Annotated in this window: 19 protein-coding genes; 12 read left to right on the forward strand and 7 right to left on the reverse strand. The window is 58.3% G+C overall.

The annotated features are described in order from the left end of the window. Nucleotides 1-294: 294 nt before the first annotated feature. The 4 genes from hemY to hemC are packed head-to-tail and all read right to left on the reverse strand — an operon-like array spanning nucleotide 295 to nucleotide 4,326. Nucleotides 295-1,491, reverse strand: a complete 1,197-nt coding sequence (gene hemY, locus DBY66_RS11380; RefSeq protein WP_108570305.1) for a protoheme IX biogenesis protein HemY — start codon at nucleotides 1,489-1,491, stop codon at nucleotides 295-297. A 2-nt stretch (nucleotides 1,492-1,493) separates the two neighbouring features. Next, on the reverse strand, nucleotides 1,494-2,624 hold the full coding sequence (gene hemX, locus DBY66_RS11385; RefSeq protein ID WP_039381739.1) for a uroporphyrinogen-III C-methyltransferase: 1,131 nt from the start codon (nucleotides 2,622-2,624) through the stop codon (nucleotides 1,494-1,496). A gap of 23 nt (nucleotides 2,625-2,647) precedes the next feature. Then, on the reverse strand, nucleotides 2,648-3,388 hold the full coding sequence (gene hemD, locus DBY66_RS11390) for a uroporphyrinogen-III synthase (RefSeq protein WP_104085857.1): 741 nt from the start codon (nucleotides 3,386-3,388) through the stop codon (nucleotides 2,648-2,650). Continuing rightward, nucleotides 3,385-4,326: a hydroxymethylbilane synthase gene (gene hemC, locus DBY66_RS11395; RefSeq protein ID WP_094111176.1), complete on the reverse strand. Its 942-nt coding sequence runs from the start codon at nucleotides 4,324-4,326 to the stop codon at nucleotides 3,385-3,387. Before hemC ends, hemD begins: the two co-directional genes overlap by 4 nt. Before the next feature lie 308 nt (nucleotides 4,327-4,634). On the opposite strand from hemC, the gene DBY66_RS11400 reads away from it, so the two are divergent. The 9 genes from DBY66_RS11400 to DBY66_RS11440 all read left to right on the forward strand — a co-directional run bounded on the left by DBY66_RS11400 (nucleotide 4,635) and on the right by DBY66_RS11440 (nucleotide 15,967). Next, on the forward strand, nucleotides 4,635-7,193 hold the full coding sequence (locus tag DBY66_RS11400; protein ID WP_104085856.1) for a class I adenylate cyclase: 2,559 nt from the start codon (nucleotides 4,635-4,637) through the stop codon (nucleotides 7,191-7,193). A 112-nt stretch (nucleotides 7,194-7,305) separates the two neighbouring features. Continuing rightward, nucleotides 7,306-7,509 carry a lipoprotein gene (locus DBY66_RS11405; protein WP_039381747.1) on the forward strand — a complete coding sequence of 68 codons (204 nt, stop codon included), beginning with the start codon at nucleotides 7,306-7,308 and terminating at the stop codon, nucleotides 7,507-7,509. 29 nt (nucleotides 7,510-7,538) lie between these two features. Next, nucleotides 7,539-8,363, forward strand: coding sequence for a diaminopimelate epimerase (dapF, locus tag DBY66_RS11410; RefSeq protein ID WP_039385679.1), 825 nt, complete (start codon nucleotides 7,539-7,541; stop codon nucleotides 8,361-8,363). After that, nucleotides 8,360-9,064, forward strand: a complete 705-nt coding sequence (locus DBY66_RS11415; RefSeq protein WP_094111160.1) for a DUF484 domain-containing protein — start codon at nucleotides 8,360-8,362, stop codon at nucleotides 9,062-9,064. Before dapF ends, DBY66_RS11415 begins: the two co-directional genes overlap by 4 nt. Then, nucleotides 9,061-9,963: a tyrosine recombinase XerC gene (gene xerC / locus DBY66_RS11420; protein ID WP_108570304.1), complete on the forward strand. Its 903-nt coding sequence runs from the start codon at nucleotides 9,061-9,063 to the stop codon at nucleotides 9,961-9,963. The genes DBY66_RS11415 and xerC overlap by 4 nt, the downstream gene beginning before the upstream one ends. Next, nucleotides 9,960-10,676, forward strand: coding sequence for a 5-amino-6-(5-phospho-D-ribitylamino)uracil phosphatase YigB (gene yigB, locus DBY66_RS11425; protein ID WP_108570303.1), 717 nt, complete (start codon nucleotides 9,960-9,962; stop codon nucleotides 10,674-10,676). Before xerC ends, yigB begins: the two co-directional genes overlap by 4 nt. A gap of 167 nt (nucleotides 10,677-10,843) precedes the next feature. Beyond that, on the forward strand, nucleotides 10,844-13,006 hold the full coding sequence (uvrD, locus tag DBY66_RS11430; RefSeq protein WP_039385680.1) for a DNA helicase II: 2,163 nt from the start codon (nucleotides 10,844-10,846) through the stop codon (nucleotides 13,004-13,006). A 315-nt stretch (nucleotides 13,007-13,321) separates the two neighbouring features. Then, nucleotides 13,322-14,275, forward strand: coding sequence for a magnesium/cobalt transporter CorA (gene corA, locus DBY66_RS11435; protein WP_039381760.1), 954 nt, complete (start codon nucleotides 13,322-13,324; stop codon nucleotides 14,273-14,275). A gap of 639 nt (nucleotides 14,276-14,914) precedes the next feature. Beyond that, complete coding sequence (locus DBY66_RS11440; protein WP_039381762.1) at nucleotides 14,915-15,967, forward strand: AbrB family transcriptional regulator; 1,053 nt, start codon at nucleotides 14,915-14,917, stop codon at nucleotides 15,965-15,967. On the opposite strand, the gene rarD is transcribed toward DBY66_RS11440, so the two are convergent. Together rarD and DBY66_RS11450 are read right to left on the reverse strand one after the other, a co-directional pair. Next, entirely contained in the window at nucleotides 15,938-16,837 is a 900-nt protein-coding gene (gene rarD, locus DBY66_RS11445; protein WP_108570302.1) for an EamA family transporter RarD, read from the reverse strand. The two genes, DBY66_RS11440 and rarD, sit on opposite strands and share 30 nt — an antisense overlap. 41 nt (nucleotides 16,838-16,878) lie before the next feature. Beyond that, nucleotides 16,879-17,349 (reverse strand): thioesterase family protein, encoded by a 471-nt coding sequence (locus tag DBY66_RS11450; RefSeq protein ID WP_039381765.1) that lies wholly within the window; start codon nucleotides 17,347-17,349, stop codon nucleotides 16,879-16,881. Between the two features lie 166 nt (nucleotides 17,350-17,515). On the opposite strand from DBY66_RS11450, the gene pldA reads away from it, so the two are divergent. Genes pldA through rhtC form a run of 3 tightly spaced genes read left to right on the forward strand, consistent with a single transcriptional unit; the run spans nucleotide 17,516 to nucleotide 20,876 of the window. Then, nucleotides 17,516-18,394, forward strand: coding sequence for a phospholipase A (gene pldA / locus DBY66_RS11455; RefSeq protein WP_039381766.1), 879 nt, complete (start codon nucleotides 17,516-17,518; stop codon nucleotides 18,392-18,394). 19 nt (nucleotides 18,395-18,413) lie between these two features. Continuing rightward, nucleotides 18,414-20,240 carry an ATP-dependent DNA helicase RecQ gene (gene recQ / locus DBY66_RS11460; RefSeq protein ID WP_039381770.1) on the forward strand — a complete coding sequence of 609 codons (1,827 nt, stop codon included), beginning with the start codon at nucleotides 18,414-18,416 and terminating at the stop codon, nucleotides 20,238-20,240. Nucleotides 20,241-20,252: 12 nt separating this feature from the next. After that, nucleotides 20,253-20,876, forward strand: a complete 624-nt coding sequence (gene rhtC, locus DBY66_RS11465; RefSeq protein WP_104085852.1) for a threonine export protein RhtC — start codon at nucleotides 20,253-20,255, stop codon at nucleotides 20,874-20,876. A 62-nt stretch (nucleotides 20,877-20,938) separates the two neighbouring features. Here rhtC and rhtB read toward each other — a convergent pair whose 3' ends face one another. Beyond that, nucleotides 20,939-21,562, reverse strand: a complete 624-nt coding sequence (gene rhtB / locus DBY66_RS11470; protein ID WP_094111154.1) for a homoserine/homoserine lactone efflux protein — start codon at nucleotides 21,560-21,562, stop codon at nucleotides 20,939-20,941. Nucleotides 21,563-21,569: the final 7 nt, after the last annotated feature.

Consider the following 21,569-nt stretch of genomic DNA (forward strand, 5'->3'; position numbering starts at 1 on the left):
TTGTGCAATACTTCCTGTCGTAGATGCTCATTCCACCTCTTATGTCCGCTCAGGCGACATAAACCTGGGAATGATGCAGAGCCCCTTACGGTATCCGTTGTCCAGCCTGGCAGTAACGCTGTGCGCTACTGTAGTTAGACGGACATTACGTTGAGTCGGATACCATCAGTTGTCTTACGACCTGATCTTACACCTGCTTCTGGCAGGTGTTTTTTTATCTGCTTACGACGGGGATGGCACGGTTCAGGCAAAAAAAAGCCGGGACAAGCCCGGCAGACAAACAACAAGCATAAATCAGGTTGCCGGATTGTTCTTCAGCGTCAGCAGCAGGCCCTCGCGGCGCATGCTGGCCGCATCCTCCGGACGCTGCAGGCGATCGTAGACATCCGCCAGCCAGGCATAATCAAACGCATCAGGACGCTGCGCCAGCGCCTGCTCAAACGCATCGGCCGCCTGTTGCCACTCGCCGTGGCGCATCAGCAGCTGCCCCAGCGTGCTGTGCAGCATTGGCGTTGCCCCATGCTGTTTGATCTGCTGACGCAGCGCTTTCTCCAGCGCATCAGGATTGCCGCTTTTAATGCGCGGCATCAGCAGCACCAGCCGATCGTCATACTGCTTTTTCAGACCGTCCAGCACGATATCCTGAGCCGTGTCGGGATCGTTGCACTCGATCAGATGCTCACTCATGGCGACCTGCAGCGCAGTCTCCTGCCGCGTTTTGCGGCTCTGACTCTGCCACCAGCGCTTCAGGCCCTCGCTACCCTGATCGGCCATCGCCTGGTTCATCAGCCCCAGCCACGCCTGCTGCTGCAGCGCATGACGCTGCGCATCATCGTTAATTTTGGCCTTTTGCATCGCCGGCAGAATATCCAGCAGGGCACCCCAGGCACCGGTACGAATATAGGCCTGCTCCGCCAGACGCAGCACTTCCGGATGGCGCGGCGCAACTTCCAGCAGACGGTCAACACCGTGACGCGCCGCATGATCTTCGTTGCGCGCCAGCTGCAGCCGGACCCGGGTGATCTCCACCGGGATAGTATTGTTCTCTGCCAGTTCAGAAGCGCGTTCCAGATGCTGATTAGCACGGGTTTCATCGCCGCGCTGCTGTGCCGCTTCAGCCGCAAGCAGATAGTTTGCTACCGGCTGATCGGCGTGATCGGCATTCTTCGCCAGCAGCTTCTCTGCCTGCTGATAGTCACCTTCAGCCAGCTTCATCAGCGCATGCTGCGTATGACGCTGCGCGCTGCGACGTTTGCGGCCGGTGAACCAGCCGCGCGTACGGACGCCGGTGCGGAACAGACGACGCAGGATCCACTCTGCCAGCAGAATCACCAGCAGGCTCAGGACCAGAATGATCCCCAGCCCGGTCACGCTGGTCTCAATATTCCAGTTATCAGTCTGGATCAGCACATAACCCTGATGCCCGGCTACCATCGGGCCCAGCACGACGCCAGCCAGCAACAGCAGGAAAAGTACCAGTACTTTTAGCATGGTCAGCCTCCCTGTTGTTCAGCCGCAACCGATGGCTGCGCCAGCAGATTGCGCACGCGCGTTTGCATCAGTTTTTCCAGCAGCGGCTGACTTTCCAGCGAATCCGGCACATCCATTGAGATGGTTTGCTGGCTCAGTTCGTCCAGCTGTGCAAGAAACGCCCGGGTCGCCGCATCGTTGGTGTCATACCAGGCGCGTACCCAGCTCGATACCGCATCCAGCGACTGTTTATAAATCTCCTCCTGATGACGCGGTACCGCCTGCGCAGCCACCAGCAGACGGGAGCGGATATTCTCACGCAGATAGACGTCCTGATTAGGCGCCAGAAGCGGCTGAGCGGTATTATCACGGCGGCGGATGGTAATGAAATCATCCATAAAATTATGCCAGCTCTTCACCAGATTCTGCCGCCATTCGTGCAGCGAGCCGGAGAGTTCGCCGCCGTCGCTATCCATTGGCGCATCGTCGTTGTCGTTGTCCGCCAGGCGCAGATTGTCTACGCCGTTAGAGAGCTGATTCAGCTTGAGAATGATGCCGTCGTAGTCGACCTGGCTGACGGCCGAAAGTGAGCTGATATCCTGCGTCAGCGCCCGACGAACGTTGGTCATGCTGGGATCGTTCATCTCAGCCAGACTGGTATCGGCACTTTTCAGCAGAGCAGCGGCCGTGGTGACATCCTGATCGCTCCAGAGTTTGCGGCCCGCCAGTTTTACCAGATAGTCAGCCTGCGCCAGCAGCCAGGTGCGGGTGTCATTACCGGAGATAGTGGCGACTTTTTCGCGCAGCGTTTCCAGCTCTTTTGCGCTGTTATCCTGCTTCGTGCGCGCTTCCTGCAGGGCAGTGCCCGCGTCAGTCAGCTGCTGCGTCAGCTGGCGTTTGTCGCTGCCAAGCTGCTGCTGCAGCGCGCTGAGCTGCTCGCTGAGCTGCTGGTTAGTCTGAGCCTGTACATCGGCCTGGTGTTTCCCGTTGAGGTAAAGGCCTGCGCCAATCGCCAGCGCAATCACAATTGCCACGGCGCTTAATACCCGGCCATCGCGCTGTTTTTCGCGTGGCGGCTGGTTTTCTGGCGTCGGGGAAGTGTCCGCTGGGGTAGTTTCTTCAACCATGGCGGAGGAAGCTTTGTGTTCCGTCATTGTGGCTCATCCCATTGTTAAGTTCAGCGTAACGCACGCAGCAGCGCGTCGTTATCGGCACCATCGGCTACGTCTATCTCCTGCCAGCCCGCTTCAGCGGCCTGGGTAGCCAAACGTTCACTGACGACCACCAGTCGACAGTGCAGTAACCACTCCCGCCGATCGATTGGCGGAAACAGTGCATGGAGTTGTTTTAACATTTCACCGCTGGTCACCACCAGCGTGGTAATCCCGCGGTCGCGCCAGCGCCGGCCCTCAATAGCGCCGTCGTAGTGCTTCTCATTGCGCTGATAGCACTCACAGTATTGCACTTCTGCGCCACGTTCGATGAGAGTTTCAGCTAATAATTCCCGACCGGGAGTGCCGCGCAGGATCAGCGCGCGCTTGCCGCTGACCTGCTGCAGGCGCTGCAGGCGAACCAGCTCTTCGCTGGTCTCCCGCGCATGAGGATAGTCTACTTTGAGATTTGTGACGGTATGCAGCGCCAGCGCGGTTGAGCGGCCAATCGCATAGTAGTCAGCGGTAGCGGGCCAGGCTGTCTGGCTGTGCTGCAGCGCCGGATGGGCGAAATTCACTACCTGCTGTGACAGCAGAAACACCAGATCGCCCGGCCGCAGCGCCGTCAGCTGTTGCGGTAACTGTGCTAAATCGCGACCCGGCGTAAATTCAATCAGCGGAAACGCCCACGCCAGCTTGCCCAGGCCGCGCAGGCGCGCAACCAGCTCGCTGGCAGCCGGTTCCGGACGGGTCACGAGAATAGTCATACCGGCGGCTGCCCCTGATAGACCTCATGCAGAATTTCGCGCGCGCCCTTATTCAGCAGCTCTTCAGCCAGCGAAATGCCCATCTGCTCCGCCTGCTCACGCGGGCCACGGCGTTCACCGGTTACCATCTGGCTGCCGTCGGGCGCACCGACCAGACCGCGCAGCCAGAGCTGGTCATCTTCCAGTACGGCAAAACTGCCGATCGGCACCTGACATCCACCCTCAAGCCGGGTATTCATGGCGCGCTCAGCGCGCACGCATACTGCTGTCTCACTGTGGTTCAGCGCCTGCAGCAGCGTAATTAATGCGCTGTCATCAAGCCGACACTCAATGCCTACGGCACCCTGTCCCACGGCGGGCAGTGAAAGCTCTGCAGGCAGTGCCTGACGAATGCGATCTTCCAGCCCAAGGCGTTTCAGACCGGCAGCGGCCAGAATAATGGCATCATATTCACCCGCATCAAGCTTGCCGAGACGGGTGCCGACATTGCCGCGCAGCGAACGGATAATCAGGTCAGGCCGGCGTGCGCTCAGCTGACACTGGCGGCGCAGGCTGGAGGTGCCGACTACTGCACCCTGAGGCAGCTCATCGATAGCGTTATAGTGATTAGAGACAAAGGCGTCGCGTGGATCTTCACGCTCGCAGATAGTCACCAGACCCAGGCCTTCCGGAAAGTTAACCGGCACATCTTTCATGGAATGCACCGCCAGATCGGCGCGATTCTCCAGCATGGCCTGTTCCAGTTCTTTAACGAACAAACCCTTGCCGCCCACTTTTGCCAGCGGGGTATCGAGAATAACATCGCCTTTGGTCACCATCGGCACCAGCTCTACCTGCAGGCCCGGATGGGCTGCCATCAGGCGCTGCTGAACATATTGTGCCTGCCAGAGTGCGAGAGGACTTTGACGGGTAGCAATTCTGAAAATTTTGTTTAACATACCGTTAACCATTTTGATCGTTCATCGATTATCCTATCATCGATAGGGGAATGCTGTCAGTTTCAACGGATTGAAAAGGCCGCACTATTCATTTGTGGCTCGCCATACCTCAGCAGGCGTGGCGCAAAAAAAGCGGGTTGCTCTGCGGCAGATGCTAAACTGTCATGTAGCGCAACTTTCTTTACGGTCAATCCTTCTGGTGTTAGATTGATCACGTTTCCAGCAATAATTTGCCTGCATACCTCATTATTAAAATGGCAAACGCTGGAAGCAGGGTGCTTAACACTGGGACAATCAGGCGAAACGTCTTGTACCTCTACATTGAGACACTTAAACAGAGACTGGATGCGATTAACCAGCTGCGCGTAGATCGCGCGCTGGCTGCCATGGGGCCTGCTTTCCAGCACGTCTACAGTCTGCTGCCAACATTATTGCACTATCATCATCCTCTGATGCCGGGTTACCTCGAAGGTAACGTTCCACACGGCGTCTGCTTCTTCACGCCTGATGAACAGCAACAGCAGCTGCTGCATACCGTTACCGGCAAACCGGCGGCAGACCTGACGCCAGCGGCCGGGGGCGAACGGCCAATTACCGCTATCTACTCGATGGGCAGCACCTCGTCGGTCGGGCAGAACAGCGCATCCGATCTGGATATCTGGGTGTGCCACCACTCCTGGCTTGATAACGAAGAGCGTCTGGCCCTGCAGCGTAAGTGTACGCTGTTACAGAAGTGGTGTGTGTCAATGGGTGTGGAAGTCAGCTTTTTCCTTATTGATGAAAACCGTTTTCGTCACAACGAGAGCGGCAGCCTCGGCGGTGAGGATTGCGGATCGACCCAGCATATTTTGCTGCTCGATGAGTTCTATCGCACGGCGGTGCGTATGGCAGGTAAGCGCATCCTGTGGAATATGGTGCCGAATGAGGAAGAGCATCACTATGACGATTACGTCATGTCGCTCTATTCACAGGGCGTACTGACACCGAACGAATGGCTCGATTTAGGCGGCCTCGGTACGCTGTCGGCAGAAGAGTATTTTGGCGCCAGCCTGTGGCAGCTCTATAAAAGTATCGACTCCCCTTATAAAGCGGTGCTGAAAACGCTGCTGCTGGAAGCGTACAGCTGGGAGTATCCGAATACGCAGCTGCTGGCGATGGATATCAGACAGCGTCTGCATGAAGGCGAGATCGTCAGCTTCGGGCTGGATCCCTACTGCATGATGCTGGAGCGGGTCACGCGCTATCTGACCAGTGTGGAAGATCACGCCCGCCTCGATCTGGTGCGGCGCTGTTTCTATCTGAAAGTGTGCGAGAAGCTTTCCGGTGACGATCAGCACGCCCGCAACGGCTGGCGGCGCGAAATTCTGCTGCAGCTGGTAAAAGCCTGGGGCTGGGACGAAGCGAAACTCGCCGTTCTGGATAATCGGGCGGAGTGGAAGATCGAGCGCGTGCGCGAGGCGCATAATGAGCTGCTGGATGCGATGATGCAGAGCTATCGTAATCTGATCCGCTTTGCGCGCCGGAACAATTTAAGCGTCAGTGCCAGCCCGCAGGATATCGGCGTACTGACGCGTAAACTGTATGCCGCTTTTGAAGCGCTGCCGGGTAAAGTCACGCTGGTCAACCCGCAAATATCACCCGATCTGTCAGAAGAGAATCTGACCTTTATCCACGTGCCCGCCGGGCGCGCGAACCGGCCAGGCTGGTATCTCTATAATCAGTCGCCGGATATGAGTTCGATTATCAGCCATCAGCCGCTGGAATATAACCGCTATCTGAACAAGCTGGTGGCGTGGGCATGGTTCAACGGATTACTGACGCAGAAAACGCGGCTGCACATTAAAGGTAACGAGCTGTGCGACCTGGCGCGTCTGCAGGAGCTGGTCAGCGATGTCTCCGGCCACTTTCCGCTGCGCCTGCCGGCGCCTACGCCAAAAGCGCTCTACAGCCCGTGCGAAATCCGCCATCTGGCGATTATTGTCAATCTTGAGCACGATCCCACTGCGGCATTCCGTAACCAGGTGGTGCACTTTGATTTCCGCAAGCTGGATGTATTCAGCTTTGGTCAGCAGCAGCAGTGCCTGATTGGCAGCGTCGATCTGCTCTACCGCAACTCGTGGAATGAAGTACGTACCCTGCATTTCAGCGGTGAACAGGCGATGATTGACGCGCTGAAAACCATTCTGGGCAAGATGCATCAGGATGCGGCGCCGCCCGATACGGTTGAGGTATTTTGCTACAGTCAGCATCTGCGTGGCCTGATCCGCACGCGGGTTCAGCAGCTGGTATCAGAGTGCATTGAGCTGCGCCTGTCGAGTACGCGGCAGGAGCCGGGCCGCTTCAAAGCGATTCGCGTCGCGGGGCAGACCTGGGGACTCTTCTTTGAACGCATGAGCGTCTCGGTGCAGAAGCTGGAGAACGCGGTAGAGTTTTACGGCGCGATTTCCAACAACAAGCTGCATGGGTTATCGATCAAGGTGGAATCGAATCAGACTCCGCTGCCGCCGGTGGTAAACGGCTACGCCAGCGAAGGCATTATTCAGTTCTTCTTTGAAGACACCAGCGACGATCGCGGATTCAACATCTATATTCTCGATGAAAGCAATCGCGTGGAGATTTACCACCACTGCGAAGGCAGTAAAGAGGAGCTGGTGCGCGACGTCAGCCGTTTCTACTCTTCATCACACGATCGCTTTACCTACGGCTCAAGCTTTATCAATTTCAATCTGCCGCAGTTTTATCAAATCGTGAACACCGGCGATCGTTTTCAGGTGATCCCGTTCCGCAGTCAGACCCTGACGCAGCTCTGCCCGACCCCGCCGGATAACGACAACGCCGATTTTATGCCGCGTTATCAGGTGCACTGATCGCGGGTTTTCAGCCAGCCTGTGCGGCCACCCTGTCCGATATTTCCTGTTGCTTTTACACCATCAGCTGCGATGATAAGCAGCTGAGAATTGGACAATACGAGCAGATAAAATGAGACGAGTCATAAGCCAGTTGGGCATGGCGCTGATGCTGGTCAGCCTGGCAGGCTGCGGCCTGAAAGGCCCGTTATACTTCCCGCCCGCGGATAAGCCGCAGCAGAATGACAAGCCGACAGAACAGCAGCAGCAGGCCGCTCAGCAGGCGGATACCGGGGGCCTGGTCACCGGCAGCTCATCAGGCGTACAGTCAAACTAAATTTAATGAGTAATCCGGCGGAGCAGAAAATGCAGTTCTCGAAAATGCACGGTCTCGGCAACGACTTTATGGTCGTGGATGCAGTGACACAAAACGTCTTTTTTTCGCCGGAATTGATTCGCCGCCTGGCGGATCGGCATCTGGGGATCGGCTTTGATCAGCTGCTGATCGTAGAGCCACCCTACGATCCGGATCTCGACTTTCACTATCGCATATTTAACGCTGACGGCAGTGAAGTGGCGCAGTGTGGCAACGGCGCGCGCTGTTTCGCCCGCTTTGTGCGCCTCAAAGGGCTGACCAATAAAAGTGACATTCGCGTCAGCACTCAAACCGGACGTATGGTGCTGAGCGTGACCAGCGATGAGCTGGTACGGGTCAATATGGGCGAGCCTGATTTTGATCCGCAGCGTGTGCCGCTGCGCGCTAACAAGGCGGAGAATCTCTATCTGCAGCGCGTCGCTGAGCAGACCGTGATGTTTGGTGCCGTCTCAATGGGTAATCCGCACTGTGTGATTCAGGTGGAGAGCGTGATAACTGCAGCCGTTGAGACGCTGGGGCCGGCGCTGGAGAGTCACGAGCGCTTCCCGGAACGCGTTAACGTCGGCTTTATGGAAGTGGTCAGCCGTGAGCACGTACGCCTGCGCGTTTATGAGCGCGGAGCCGGCGAAACCCAGGCGTGCGGCAGCGGCGCCTGTGCAGCGGTAGCCTGTGGTATTCAGCAGGGGCTGCTGGCAGAAAAAGTGCGTGTCGATCTGCCAGGCGGCACGCTGCATATCGCCTGGAAGGGGGCCGGACAGCCGCTATATATGACCGGACCCGCCACCCACGTTTATGACGGATTTATCCATTTATGAAATACCCGGAAGAGCAGACTGACAGCGCGGTGCAGCTTGACGATCGCGCCGTCAGCGCTTATCTGCAGCAGAACCCCGATTTTTTTATCCGCAACGCACGTCAGGTTGAACAGATGGCGGTGCCGCACGCGGTGCGCGGCAGCGTCTCGCTGGTAGAGTGGCATATGGCGCGCCAGCGCAACCACATCCGTCAGCTGGAAGAGGAGATCACGCTGCTGATGGAGCAGGCCAACGCCAATCATCAGCTGTTCGATCGCCTGCTGGCGCTGCAGGGGCATCTCGCCGCTGCTGACAGCCTGCAGGAGATGCTGAACCGCCTGCAGCGCTGGGCGCGCGAGCTGGGTCTGGCGGGCGCCAATGTGCGGCTGTTCAGCGATCAATGGCGCCTCGGCGCACCCTCTGATTTTATCCAGCTGGGTCTGGCGCGACAGGCGTTTGAGCCGCTGCGTATTCAGCGTTTTGGTCAGCAGCAGCACTATCTTGGCAGCCTGAACGGGCCGGAGCTGCTGCTGCTGCTGCCGCAGGCGAAAGCGGTCGGCTCGGTTGCGATGTCGCTGCTGGGCGAGCGGGGTGAAGCGGGCGTCGTCATCTTCAGCAGCCGCGATAATCAGCACTATCAGGCCGGCATGGGAACACTCTTACTGCAGCACCTGGCCCAGATGCTGCCGGCGCTGCTGGCGCGCTGGATCGAGCGCGTATGAGTACGCTGCTGCCCGCGGTCGACGCCTTTCTGCGCTACCTGCAGGTTGAACGTCAGCTCAGCCCGCTGACGCAGAAAAACTATCGTCGCCAGCTGCTGGCGCTTGTGACTCTCGCGGAAAGCATGCAGTTAACCGAATGGTCAAAGCTGGAGCCGGCGCAGGTGCGCAGTCTGGCGGCGCGCAGCCGGCGCGATGGCCTGCAGGCGAGCAGTCTGGCGCTGCGGATGTCTGCCCTGCGCAGCTTTCTCGACTGGCAGGTCAGCCAGGGCATGCTGAGCGCAAATCCGGCGAAAGGTATCGCCACGCCGCGTAACGCCCGCCATCTGCCAAAGAATATGGACGTGGATGAAGTCACGCAGCTGCTGGAGATTGACCTTAATGACCCGCTGGCGGTGCGCGATCGCGCAATGCTTGAAACCATGTATGGCGGCGGCCTGCGTCTCAGCGAGCTGGTCGGGATCAACTGCCGCGATCTTGATGCAGAGTCGGGTGAAGTCCAGGTGCTGGGCAAAGGCAGTAAAGAGCGGCGCGTGCCGGTTGGCGCAACGGCGGTGACCTGGCTGCAGCACTGGCTGGCGCTGCGCGACAGTTTTGCTCCGCAGGATGATGCGCTGTTTGTCTCTTCGCGCGGCAGCCGGATTTCCGCGCGCAACGTGCAGAAGCGGTTTGCCGAGTGGGGCATCAAGCAGGGCGTGGCCAGCCATATTCATCCGCATAAGCTGCGCCACTCATTTGCCACGCACCTGCTGGAGTCAAGCGGCGACCTGCGCGCGGTGCAGGAGCTGCTCGGGCATGCCAATCTCTCGACCACCCAGATCTATACCCATCTCGATTTCCAGCATCTGGCCTCGGTCTACGATGCCGCGCATCCGCGTGCCAAACGAGGAAAATCAGAATGAAGTTTTACCGCTCCCTGCATCCGGTTAAGGCGCTGACCTTCGATCTGGATGATACGCTGTATGACAACCGCCCGGTGATCCGTAAGACCGCGCAGGAGACGCATGCGGCGCTGCAGGCGTTTCACCCGGCGCTGCGTGAATTCACACCGGCCGATTATCAGCAGCTGCGTGATGAGCTGCTGGCGCGCGAACCCGATATTTATCATGACGTCTCAGAGTGGCGCCGCCGTTCGGTGGAGCTGGCGTTACTGAATATTGGCCTGCCGGCCGCCGACGCTGCCGCGGGCGCAGGAGAGGTTATGCGCACCTTTCACCACTGGCGCAGTCAGGTTGTGATGCCGGAAGAGACGCACCAGACGCTGCGCTGGCTCGACGAGCGCGTGCCGCTGGTGGCGATCACCAACGGCAATGCCGATCCGGAAAAGCTCGGCATTCAGCACTACTTTCAGTTTACGCTGCGCGCCGGTCCGCACGGTCGCGCCAAGCCGTGGCAGGATATGTATCATCTCGCGGCGGAGCGGCTGGCTATTGCGCCGGAGGCGATCCTGCACGTTGGCGATGACCTGACCACCGATGTTGCAGGCGCGCTGCGCGCCGGCCTGCAGGCGTGCTGGATCAACCTGAACAGCGGCAATCTGATGCAGATTGATGACGCCCGTCTGCTGCCGCACGTTGAAATTCATCGGTTGGCATCCCTGACCTCACTGCTATAATGGCTGTAAATTTATCCAGTCGTATCCTCCGGCGCACGGCTTTACGGGCTGTGCCGGTTCACTCTGGCGACTTACCTGCGTAAGCGCGCGACCATTCAGAGATCTGCAGCATCGCTGCAGGACGAATGACTCAGGGTACGCAACTCTATTCTTTAAAAACGGTGCTTATGGACGTTTCTGATCTGCTCGACGGCTTGAATGACAAACAGCGTGAGGCGGTTGCCGCACCGCGCAGCAATCTGCTGGTGCTGGCCGGAGCAGGCAGCGGCAAAACCCGTGTGCTGGTGCACCGCATCGCCTGGCTGCTGTCGGTGGAGAACTGCTCGCCATACTCCATCATGGCGGTCACCTTCACCAATAAAGCGGCGGCTGAGATGCGTCATCGTATCGATCAGCTGATTGGCAGCGGACAGGGCGGCATGTGGATTGGCACATTCCATGGCCTGGCGCATCGCCTGCTGCGGGCGCACCATCTGGATGCCGGACTGCCGCAGGATTTTCAGATCCTCGACAGCGAAGATCAGCTGCGGCTGCTGAAGCGTCTGATTAAGTCAATGAATCTGGATGATAAGCAGTGGCCGGCACGGCAGGGCATGTGGTACATCAACGGCAAGAAAGATGAGGGCCTGCGGCCAAAACATATCGAAAGCTACAACAATCCGGTTGAGCAGACGTGGCTGCGTATTTATCAGGCCTATCAGGAGGCGTGCGATCGCGCCGGCCTGGTCGATTTTGCCGAGCTGCTGCTGCGCGCGCATGAGCTGTGGCTGCATAAGCCTCAGATCCTGAATCATTATCGCGAGCGCTTTAGCAATATTCTGGTCGATGAGTTTCAGGACACCAACAACATTCAGTATGCGTGGATCCGCATGCTGGCGGGCGACAGCAGCCGGGTAATTATTGTCGGCGATGACGATCAGTCCATCTACGGCTGGCGCGGCGCGCAGGTTGAAAATATCCAGCGCTTCCTGCAGGACTTTCCCGGGGCGGAAACTATCCGCCTGGAGCAGAACTACCGCTCCACCAACCATATCCTGAAATCTGCCAATGCCCTGATCGCCAACAACAGCGGGCGGCTTGGAAAAGAGCTCTGGACCGACGGCAGCGACGGCGAAAAGATTTCAATCTACTGCGCGTTTAACGAGCTGGATGAAGCGCGCTTTGTGGTTAACCGCATTAAAACCTGGCATGAGAACGGCAATGCGCTGCAGGATTGCGCGATTCTCTATCGCAGTAACGCCCAGTCGCGCGTGCTGGAAGAGGCGCTGCTGCAGGCCAGCATGCCCTACCGTATTTATGGCGGTATGCGCTTCTTTGAACGCCAGGAGATCAAAGATGCGCTCGCCTATCTGCGCCTGATCGCCAACCGCAACGACGACGCCGCGTTTGAACGCGTGGTCAATACGCCGACGCGCGGCGTGGGCGACAGAACGCTGGATGTGGTACGGCAGACGGCGCGCGAAAAACAGCTGACGCTGTGGCAGGCTACGCGGGAACTGCTGCAGAACCGGGCCCTGGCGGGCCGGGCGGCGTCGGCACTGCAGCGCTTCTGCGAACTGGTTGATGCGCTGGCGCATGAAACCGCAGAGATGCCGCTGCATGTGCAGACCGATCGCGTGATTAAAGATTCCGGTCTGTGGCTGATGTATGAGCAGGAAAAAGGCGAAAAAGGCCAGGCGCGTATCGAGAACTTAGAGGAGCTGGTCACGGCCACCCGCCAGTTCAGCTATCAGGATGAAGATGAAGATTTGATGCCGCTGCAGGCGTTTTTATCGCACGCCGCGCTGGAGGCGGGCGAAGGTCAGGCGGATAAATGGCAGGATGCCGTACAGCTGATGACGCTACACTCGGCAAAAGGGCTGGAGTTTACTCAGGTCTTTATTGTCGGCATGGAAGAGGGCATGTTCCCGAGCCAGATGTCGCTGGATGAGGGCGGGCGTCTGGAGGAGGAGCGGCGGCTGGCCTATGTTGGCGTCACCCGGGCGATGGTCAAGCTGACGCTCACCTACGCCGAGACGCGGCGGCTTTACGGCAAGGAAGTCTATCATCGCCCGTCGCGCTTTATTGGCGAACTGCCGGAAGAGTGCGTGGAGGAAGTGCGCCTGCGCGCCAGCGTCAGCCGTCCGGTCAGCCATCAGCGCATGGGCACGCCCACCAGCAAAAGCGACAGCGGCTTTACCCTGGGTCAGCGGGTGCGCCACGCGAAGTTTGGCGAAGGCACCATTATTAATCTGGAAGGCAGCGGCGAGCACAGTCGCCTGCAGGTCGCTTTCCAGGGGCAGGGCATTAAGTGGCTGGTCGCCGCGTATGCGCGGCTGGAGGCGATGTAGCGCGGCTGCGCTACCTTGACGACTTTTTCGTCTCAGCGTAACATGCGCGCACTATTATCATGAGAGGACAATGCCTTGGACGCGCCCAGTCGATGCTGGCTCAACATCCTGTTTAGCAGGAATATCTAAGGCTACCTCTTTACGCAGGTAGCCTTAAAGGTTATCCGCGACCTCCTTTGCTTATCCGTCGCATGAGTCAGCACTGATCACACCCTGAAGCGAAAGTTTCCGCGTTAAGGCTTTGCCGTGTCCGTTACGTTTCGGACGTGACGGGCACCGCCCTGTCCCATTTGGTCTGCAATGGGGAGTATTGCTATGCTGAGCGCATTTAAACTCGAGCGCGATCGCCTGACGCGCATCGAGCTGGAAGACAACAACGATAAACTCAACACGTCGGTATGGGTCGATCTCATCGAGCCGGATGACAGCGAGCGCGAGCGCGTGCAGTCAGAGCTGGGACAGAGCCTGGCAACGCGTCCGGAGCTGGAAGATATTGAAGCCTCGGCGCGCTTCTTTGAAGATGAAGATGGCCTGCATATCCACTCGTTCTTTTTCTTTGAGGATGCTGAAGATCACGCCGGCAACTCCACCGTGGCCTTTACAATCCGCGAAGATCGCCTCTATACGCTGCGCGAGCGCGAGCTGCCAGCCTTTCGCCTTTACCGCATGCGCGCCCGCAATCAGCAGCTGACCGACGGCAACGCTTACGAGCTGCTGCTGGATCTGTTCGAGACCAAAATTGAGCAGCTGGCGGATGAGATTGAAAATATCTATAGCGCGCTGGAGAAGTTGAGCCGCGTGATTATGGAAGGCCAGCAGGGTGAAGAGTATGACGAGGCGCTGTCGCGTCTCGCCGAGCTGGAAGATATCGGCTGGAAAGTCCGTCTCTGCCTGATGGATACGCAGCGTGCGCTCAATTTCCTTGTGCGTAAGGCGCGCCTGCCAGGTAACCAGCTGGAGCAGGCACGTGAGATCCTGCGCGATATTGAATCGCTGCTGCCGCACAATGAATCCCTGTTCCAGAAGGTCAACTTTCTGATGCAGGCGGCGATGGGCTTTATCAATATCGAACAGAACCGCATTATCAAGATCTTCTCGGTGGTCTCGGTGGTGTTCCTGCCGCCAACGCTGGTGGCTTCCAGCTATGGTATGAACTTTGAGTTTATGCCTGAGCTAAAATGGAGCTTCGGCTATCCTGGCGCAATCTGCCTGATGATGCTGGCAGGCCTGGCACCTTATCTCTATTTCAAACGCAAAAACTGGCTGTGATCGTGGGGTGCCATTCATGGCGCCCTGGTTGAACACCGCACCCGTCTGACGCCAGGGGCGCATAAATGCGCCCCCTACATTTCTGTAGGGGCGCCATTCATGGCGCCCTGGTTGAATACCGTATCCGTCTGACGCCAGGGGCGCATAAATGCGCCCCCTACGTTCCTGTAGGGGCGCCATTAATGGCGCCCTGGTCGAACACCGCACCCGTCTGATAATGCCATTCATGGCGCCCTGGCTGAATACCGTACCCGCCTGACGCCAGGGGCGCATAAATGCGCCCCCTACATTTTTGTAGGGGCGCCATTCATGGCGCCCTGGTTGAATATCGCACGCGTCTGATGACGCCATTCATGGCGCCCTGGCTGAATAATTGTGCCCGTCTGATGACGCCATTCATGGCGCCCTGGTTAAATACCGCACTCGCCTGATGACGCCATTCATGGCGCCCTGGTTGAACACCGCACCCGTCTGACGCCAGGGGCGCATAAATGCGCCCCCTACATTTCTGTAGGGGCGCCATTCATGGCGCCCTGGTCAAACATCGCCCCCGCCTGCTGATTAAAAAACGATTTGCGCTGGCTCCGGGGGCGCAACCTGCGTAACCTGTTGAACTCTTATCTTTGTCTGATTTTGCTCATGTCACACTACTCTCTCCGCTTACAATGGATGCTGCTGGTGGTTGCATCTTTGACGCTGGGCGTTGCTCTCCAGCTGCTTCACCTGCCCGCTGCGCTGCTGCTTGGCCCGATGATCACCGGAACCGTAATGGGACTCAGCGGCGCAACGCTGCGCATCGATAAGCGGCTGTTTATTCTGGCGCAGGCGGTGCTGGGCTGCATGATCGCTCAGAGCCTGTCGCCCGCCATACTGACCCCCTTATTAAACGACTGGCCGGTGGTGCTGGCGGTATTGATCCTTACGCTGGCCGCCAGCGGTCTCTCAGGTTTTCTGCTGGTGCGCTTCAGTAACCTGCCGGGGCCTACCGGTGCCTGGGGATCGTCGCCCGGCGGCGCCTCGGCGATGGTGGCGATGGCAGGGGATTTCGGGGCTGACGTGCGTCTGGTCGCGTTTATGCAGTATCTGCGCGTGCTGTTCGTCGCCACGGCGGCGGCGGTAGTGGCGCGTATTGGTCTGGATACCAGCGGCGGTGCGACCGGACTAATCTGGTTTCCGGCGCTCGGCCACGGTTTTTTGCTGACGCTGGTGGTGATGATCGCCGGTGCCTGGCTCGGGCAGCGCCTGCGGATCCCCTCCGGTGCGCTGCTGCTGCCGGCGCTGACTGGGGCCACGCTGCAGGGGAGCGAAATCGCGACGTTGCAGGTGCCGGAGTGGCTGCTGGCGCTGGCCTATGCGCTGATTGGATGGAGCGTCGGACTGCGCTTTACGCGCCCGATTTTCCTGCTGGCGCTGCGGACGCTGCCGCAGATGCTCGCCTCAATCCTCGGGCTGATGGTGCTGTGTGCGGCGCTGGCATGGATGCTGACGCGGGTATTGCATATTGACCTGATGACCGCCTATCTGGCTACCAGCCCGGGCGGGCTGGATACCGTCGCTATTATCGCCGCCGGCAGCCGGGTCGATATGGCGTTTGTTATGGCGCTGCAGACGCTGCGTCTGTTTACCATTCTGCTCACCGGCCCGGCACTGGCGCGCTTTATCTCACGCTTTGCGCATCCGCGTGCGGGCTGAGAAGAGTACGGCGTCAAAAATAAACACCGCCAGCGCCAGCCAGATAAAGCCAAAGGTGACCAGCTTATCGGGGGTGAGACGCTCGCCATAAAACAGTACCGCCAGCAGAAACATCAGCGTCGGGCCAAGATACTGGAAAAAGCCCACGGTTGAGAGGCGCAGACGCGCGCAGGCTGCGGCAAACAGCATCAGCGGAATGGTGGTCAGCACGCCGGCGGCCACCAGCATCAGATTGAGGCTGAGCGGATTGGCGCTGAGATGACTGGTCGCGCTGTCGGCAATACCAAACAGATAGATCGCCGCCAGCGGGAACAGCCACATCGTCTCGATCAGCATGCCGCTTTGTGCATCAACCTGGATCTTTTTCCGCACCAGACCATACAGCGCAAAGCTCAGCGCCAGCCCCAGCGCAATTACCGGCAGCGAGCCAAACTGCCACAGCTGCACCAGTACGCCCGCCGCCGCCAGCACAACCGCCAGCCACTGCAGACGGCGAAAGCGCTCACGCAGAAACAGCATACCCAACACCACATTAATCAGCGGATTGATAAAGTAGCCGAGGCTCGCCTCCAGCATATGCTGATTATTGACCGCCCAGATAAACAGCAGCCAGTTGCCGCCGACGGTGACGGCGGTCAGCGCCAGCAGCAGAACTTTTTTCGGCTGAGCGGCCACCTGACGCACCTGCTTCCAGCTGCGGCTCAGCGTGATCAGGATCAGCATAAACAGCACGGACCAGATCACCCGATGGGTCATGATTTCGGCGGGCGGCACTGCCCTGACCAGTTTGAAGTAGGCCGGAGCAACGCCCCAGATAAAATAAGCGCCGAGCGCATAAAAAATGCCCTCCCGCGTTTGCTGGCTGTCCATTGTATTGTCCATAAGGCGGCGCACCGGTTGCGCTGCGTGGGTTAACCAATCAGGTAGGTGGCGGTGGCCGTAGCGATATAATCGTGCTGCTCATTATGCAGTTCAACGCGCGCCACGGCGACTTTATTACCGGCACGCAGCAGAGTGCCGGTAGCGATAAAACGCTCGCCGCGGCCCGGGCGCAGATAATCAACCCGCAGATCGATAGTGCCCATTCGCGCCAGCCGCTGCCGCAGCTCCTCTTCGCTGATGCTCTCCTGCCGCGTCAGCGCATGGCTGACGCAAACCAGTCCGGCGGTAACATCCAGTACTGAGGCAATCACGCCGCCATGCAGGATTTGCTGTGCGGCGTTGCCTACCAGCATGGTTTTATTGGCAAATGCCAGCCGGACCGTATCAGCATCAAGGTGTTCCAGTTCCAGGCCCAGCGCCTGATTAAATGGCATATGATAAACAAAAATTTCACCAATCAGCTGGCGCGCGTCCTGCTGAGTCAGCATCGGAGATGACATAGTTACGGCCTTAAGATGTTAAGAAGTTGTGTATATTATGCTGCTCCCGCGCTGCTTTCCAGTTTCAGAAATCGGCGCTGATCAACGCCCCGCTTTGCGTGTAGAATGGCCTGCTTTTTGTACCACCGCCCTGAAAACCTTCCCACGCAGCGCACTGGAGAACACTATGCGTAAGCAATACGTCATGCTGGCCGCGGCATTAACCGTTCCTGCACTGGCGCAGGCAGATGAAGCCACGATTAAAAATATTCACGACGCACCTGCGGTGAAGGGGAGCGTGATCGCAAATCTGCTGGAAAAGCATGACAATCCGTTTGTGCTTTACCCCTATGAAAACAACTACCTGCTTTACACCTACACCAGCGACATGAATAAAGAGGCGATTTCCTCTTACAACTGGGCAGACAAAGCGAAAAAAGATGAAGTAAAATTCCAGCTCAGCCTGGCGTTTCCGCTGTGGCGCGGCATTTTAGGTGATAACTCAGTACTGGCCGCCTCGTATACTCAGCGTTCATGGTGGCAGCTGTCGAATCGCGGCGCGTCGTCACCCTTCCGCGAAACGAACTATGAGCCACAGCTGTTTCTGGGCTGGGCAACGGACTACTCACTGGCAGGCTGGACGCTGCGCGATGTGGAGCTGGGCGTTAATCATCAGTCCAATGGTCGCAGCGATCCCACTTCCCGCAGCTGGAACCGCCTTTACGCCCGCCTGATGGCAGAAAACGGCAACTTCCTTGCGGAGATCAAGCCCTGGTATCGTCTGCCGGAAAGCGCCAGCAATGACGATAACCCGGACATTACCAAATACATGGGTTATTACCGCGCGAAGCTCGGCTATATGATGGGCGACAGCATTTTCAGCGTGGAAGGCAACTATAACTGGAACAGCGGCTACGGCGGCGCAACCTTCGCCTGGAGCTATCCTCTCACTGAACACGTTCGCTTTTATACGCAGCTGTTCAGCGGCTATGGCGAATCGCTTATCGACTATAACCACCGTCAGACCCGTTTAGGCGTGGGCGTAACGCTTAACGATCTGTTCTAATCAGTAAAACAGGATTACCGTGGCAATTTCGGCAGTGCACAATCAGGAAACGCTGGCGCAGCAGGTGTTACATGACACCTTCGGCTATCAGCAGTTTCGTCCGGGTCAGCAATCCATTATCGAGTCAGCGCTCTCGGGGCGCGACTGTCTGGTCGTCATGCCGACCGGCGGCGGCAAATCGATCTGTTATCAGATCCCGGCGCTGGTGCAGGACGGGCTGACACTGGTGGTCTCCCCGCTGATTTCACTGATGAAAGATCAGGTTGATCAGCTGCTGGCCAACGGTGTGGCGGCGGCGTGTCTTAACTCGACGCAGACGCGCGAACAGCAGCAGCAGGTTTTTGCCGATTGCCGTACCGGGAAGCTCAAACTGCTCTACATCGCTCCGGAACGGTTGATGATGGACAACTTCCTCGAGGGGCTGCAGCACTGGAATCCGGTGATGCTGGCCGTCGATGAAGCGCACTGTATTTCGCAGTGGGGGCATGACTTCCGGCCGGAGTATGGCGCACTCGGGCAGCTGAGGCAGCGCTTTCCGCAGTTGCCGGTGATGGCGCTGACCGCCACGGCCGATGAAACCACGCGTAACGACATTGTCCATTTGCTGCAGATGCGCGATCCGCTGATTCAGGTCAGCAGCTTTGATCGTCCTAACATTCGCTATACCCTGGTGGAGAAGTTTAAACCCACCGATCAGCTGCTGCGCTACGTACAGGAGCAGCGCGGCAAAAGCGGCATTATCTACTGCAACAGCCGGGCAAAAGTGGAAGATACCGCCGCGCGTCTGCAGAGCCGTGGTCTGAGCGTGGGCGCCTATCACGCCGGCATCGACAGCGCACAGCGCGCGCATGTGCAGGAAGCGTTTCAGCGCGACGATCTGCAGATTGTGGTCGCTACCGTGGCGTTTGGCATGGGGATCAACAAACCCAACGTACGCTTTGTGGTGCATTTTGATATCCCGCGCAACATCGAATCCTACTATCAGGAGACCGGCCGCGCCGGCCGCGATGGCCTGCCTGCTGAAGCGATGATGCTTTACGATCCGGCGGATATGGTCTGGCTACGCAAATGCCTGGAAGAGAAAGTCCCGGGGCCGCTGCAGGATATCGAGCGTCACAAGCTCAATGCGATGGGCGCGTTTGCGGAAGCGCAAACCTGCCGGCGTCTGGTACTGCTGAACTACTTTGGCGAAGGGCGTCAGCAGCCCTGCGGCAACTGTGATATCTGCCTCGATCCTCCCCGCCGCTATGACGGGCTGGTTGACGGGCAGAAAGCGCTGTCGTGCATTTACCGTACCGGCCAGCGTTTTGGCATGAGCTACATTGTGGAAGTATTGCGCGGCTCAGCCAGCCAGCGTATTCGCGATAACGGCCACGACAAACTGCCGATCTATGGCCTGGGGCGCGAGCAGAGCCTGGAGCACTGGATCAGCGTACTGCGTCAGCTCATCCACCTCGGCATGGTGACACAAAATATCGCCATGCACTCTGCGCTGCAGCTCACCGAGGCCGCGCGTCCGGTACTGCGCGCTGAAATACCGCTGATGCTTGCGGTACCGCGTACCGTGACGGCGAAAAGCCGCAGCAGTGCACCAAAAGTGTACGGCGGCAACTACGATCGCAAGCTGTTTGCCAAGCTGCGTAAGCTGCGCAAGGCGATAGCTGATGAAGAGAATATTCCGCCTTACGTGGTGTTTAATGACGCCACGCTGATTGAAATGGCGGAACAGTTGCCGGTCAGCGCGTCAGATATGCTGAGCGTAAACGGCGTAGGGCATCGCAAGCTGGAGCGCTTTGGTAAGCCGTTCCTGCTGATGATCCGGGAACATCTTGATAATGACGAATAAAGGACTAAACGCATGCTGATATTATTTGCTACCGTCGCGCTGGTGCACCTGGTTGCGCTGATGAGCCCCGGCCCTGACTTCTTTTTTGTGTCGCAAACTGCGGCCAGCCGCTCGCGTAAAGAGGCGATGATGGGCGTGCTGGGCATTACGCTGGGCATTGTTGTCTGGGCGGGCGTAGCGCTGATGGGGCTGCACCTGCTGCTGGCCAAAATGGCATGGCTGCATGAAATTATCATGGTGGGCGGCGGGCTCTATCTGCTGTGGATGGGCTGGCAGCTGCTGCGCTCGGCGCGTCAGCGCCATAAGCAGCCGCAGAGTGATGCACCCGAGGTGGAGCTGCCGAAGCGCGGCATGAGCTTTCTGAAAGGGCTGCTGACAAACCTGTCCAATCCCAAAGCCATTATCTATTTTGGCAGCGTCTTTTCGCTGTTTGTCGGCAATGATGTCGGTGCCGCGACGCGCTGGGGGCTATTCCTGCTGATTATTGCGGAAACCTTTGCATGGTTTGCGCTGGTGGCCGCTATCTTTGCCCTGCCGTGGATGCGCGAGAAGTATCAGCGCATGGCAAAGTGGGTGGATGGCATGGCGGGCGTGCTGTTTGCCGGTTTTGGCATTCACCTGATTATTTCGCGCTAGGCCCGGTCGCCTGAAACGGCGACGCTGCGCCGGGTGTGGCTGACCGCACACCCGGCCGTTTATTACGCTATTTTACGCGCGCTGGCTAACAGCGCGCCGACCGCCATAAACAATCCGCCAAAAATGCGGTTCAGCAGCTTCATCTGTCTCGGGCCTTTGATCCAGCCCGCAATGCGCGTTGCCAGCGTGGCGTAGCCAATCATCACGATGATATCGACCACAATCGTGGTCACGCCGAGAATCAGATACTGCATCAGCTGCGGCTGATGGGGCAGAATAAACTGCGGAAACAGCGCGGCGAGAAACACGATACTTTTAGGGTTGGTCAGGTTCACCAGCAGCGCGCGCTGAAACAGGTGCCGGCGCGGCATCGCTTTGGCAACGGCGTTCAGGTCGAGGCTGCCAGCGGCGCGCCACTGCTGAATACCCAGCCAGATCAGATAGGCAGCACCGGCCCATTTGAGGATCTCAAACGCCAGCAGCGACTGTGAAAATAGCGCGCCGAGTCCGGCCCCCACCAGCACAATATGCACCGCCAGTCCGAGCTGTAAGCCGGTAATCGATACGGCCGCACCGCGATAGCCGTGGCTGATACCGGTGCTCATGGTATTGATAGCGCCTGAGCCTGGTGAAAGGCTGAGGATGGTTGTGGTAAGCAGGTAGGTTAACCACCATTCTGTCGTCATGTGTGAC

Source organism: Pantoea sp. RIT413 (assembly GCF_003057675.2).
Taxonomy (GTDB): Bacteria; Pseudomonadota; Gammaproteobacteria; order Enterobacterales; family Enterobacteriaceae; genus Pantoea; species Pantoea eucrina.

Excerpts from the sequence above, each read along its gene's own strand:
- hemD (WP_104085857.1), bottom strand. The coding sequence starts at position 3,388 with ATGACTATTCTCGTGACCCGTCCGGAACCGGCTGCCAGCGAGCTGGTT.
- corA (WP_039381760.1), top strand. The coding sequence starts at position 13,322 with ATGCTGAGCGCATTTAAACTCGAGCGCGATCGCCTGACGCGCATCGAG.
- hemY (WP_108570305.1), bottom strand. The coding sequence starts at position 1,491 with ATGCTAAAAGTACTGGTACTTTTCCTGCTGTTGCTGGCTGGCGTCGTG.
- dapF (WP_039385679.1), top strand. The coding sequence starts at position 7,539 with ATGCAGTTCTCGAAAATGCACGGTCTCGGCAACGACTTTATGGTCGTG.
- rhtC (WP_104085852.1), top strand. The coding sequence starts at position 20,253 with ATGCTGATATTATTTGCTACCGTCGCGCTGGTGCACCTGGTTGCGCTG.
- DBY66_RS11440 (WP_039381762.1), top strand. The coding sequence starts at position 14,915 with ATGTCACACTACTCTCTCCGCTTACAATGGATGCTGCTGGTGGTTGCA.
- xerC (WP_108570304.1), top strand. The coding sequence starts at position 9,061 with ATGAGTACGCTGCTGCCCGCGGTCGACGCCTTTCTGCGCTACCTGCAG.
- hemC (WP_094111176.1), bottom strand. The coding sequence starts at position 4,326 with ATGTTAAACAAAATTTTCAGAATTGCTACCCGTCAAAGTCCTCTCGCA.
- DBY66_RS11450 (WP_039381765.1), bottom strand. The coding sequence starts at position 17,349 with ATGTCATCTCCGATGCTGACTCAGCAGGACGCGCGCCAGCTGATTGGT.
- rarD (WP_108570302.1), bottom strand. The coding sequence starts at position 16,837 with ATGGACAGCCAGCAAACGCGGGAGGGCATTTTTTATGCGCTCGGCGCT.
- DBY66_RS11405 (WP_039381747.1), top strand. The coding sequence starts at position 7,306 with ATGAGACGAGTCATAAGCCAGTTGGGCATGGCGCTGATGCTGGTCAGC.
- rhtB (WP_094111154.1), bottom strand. The coding sequence starts at position 21,562 with ATGACGACAGAATGGTGGTTAACCTACCTGCTTACCACAACCATCCTC.
- yigB (WP_108570303.1), top strand. The coding sequence starts at position 9,960 with ATGAAGTTTTACCGCTCCCTGCATCCGGTTAAGGCGCTGACCTTCGAT.
- DBY66_RS11415 (WP_094111160.1), top strand. The coding sequence starts at position 8,360 with ATGAAATACCCGGAAGAGCAGACTGACAGCGCGGTGCAGCTTGACGAT.
- hemX (WP_039381739.1), bottom strand. The coding sequence starts at position 2,624 with ATGACGGAACACAAAGCTTCCTCCGCCATGGTTGAAGAAACTACCCCA.
- pldA (WP_039381766.1), top strand. The coding sequence starts at position 17,516 with ATGCGTAAGCAATACGTCATGCTGGCCGCGGCATTAACCGTTCCTGCA.
- uvrD (WP_039385680.1), top strand. The coding sequence starts at position 10,844 with ATGGACGTTTCTGATCTGCTCGACGGCTTGAATGACAAACAGCGTGAG.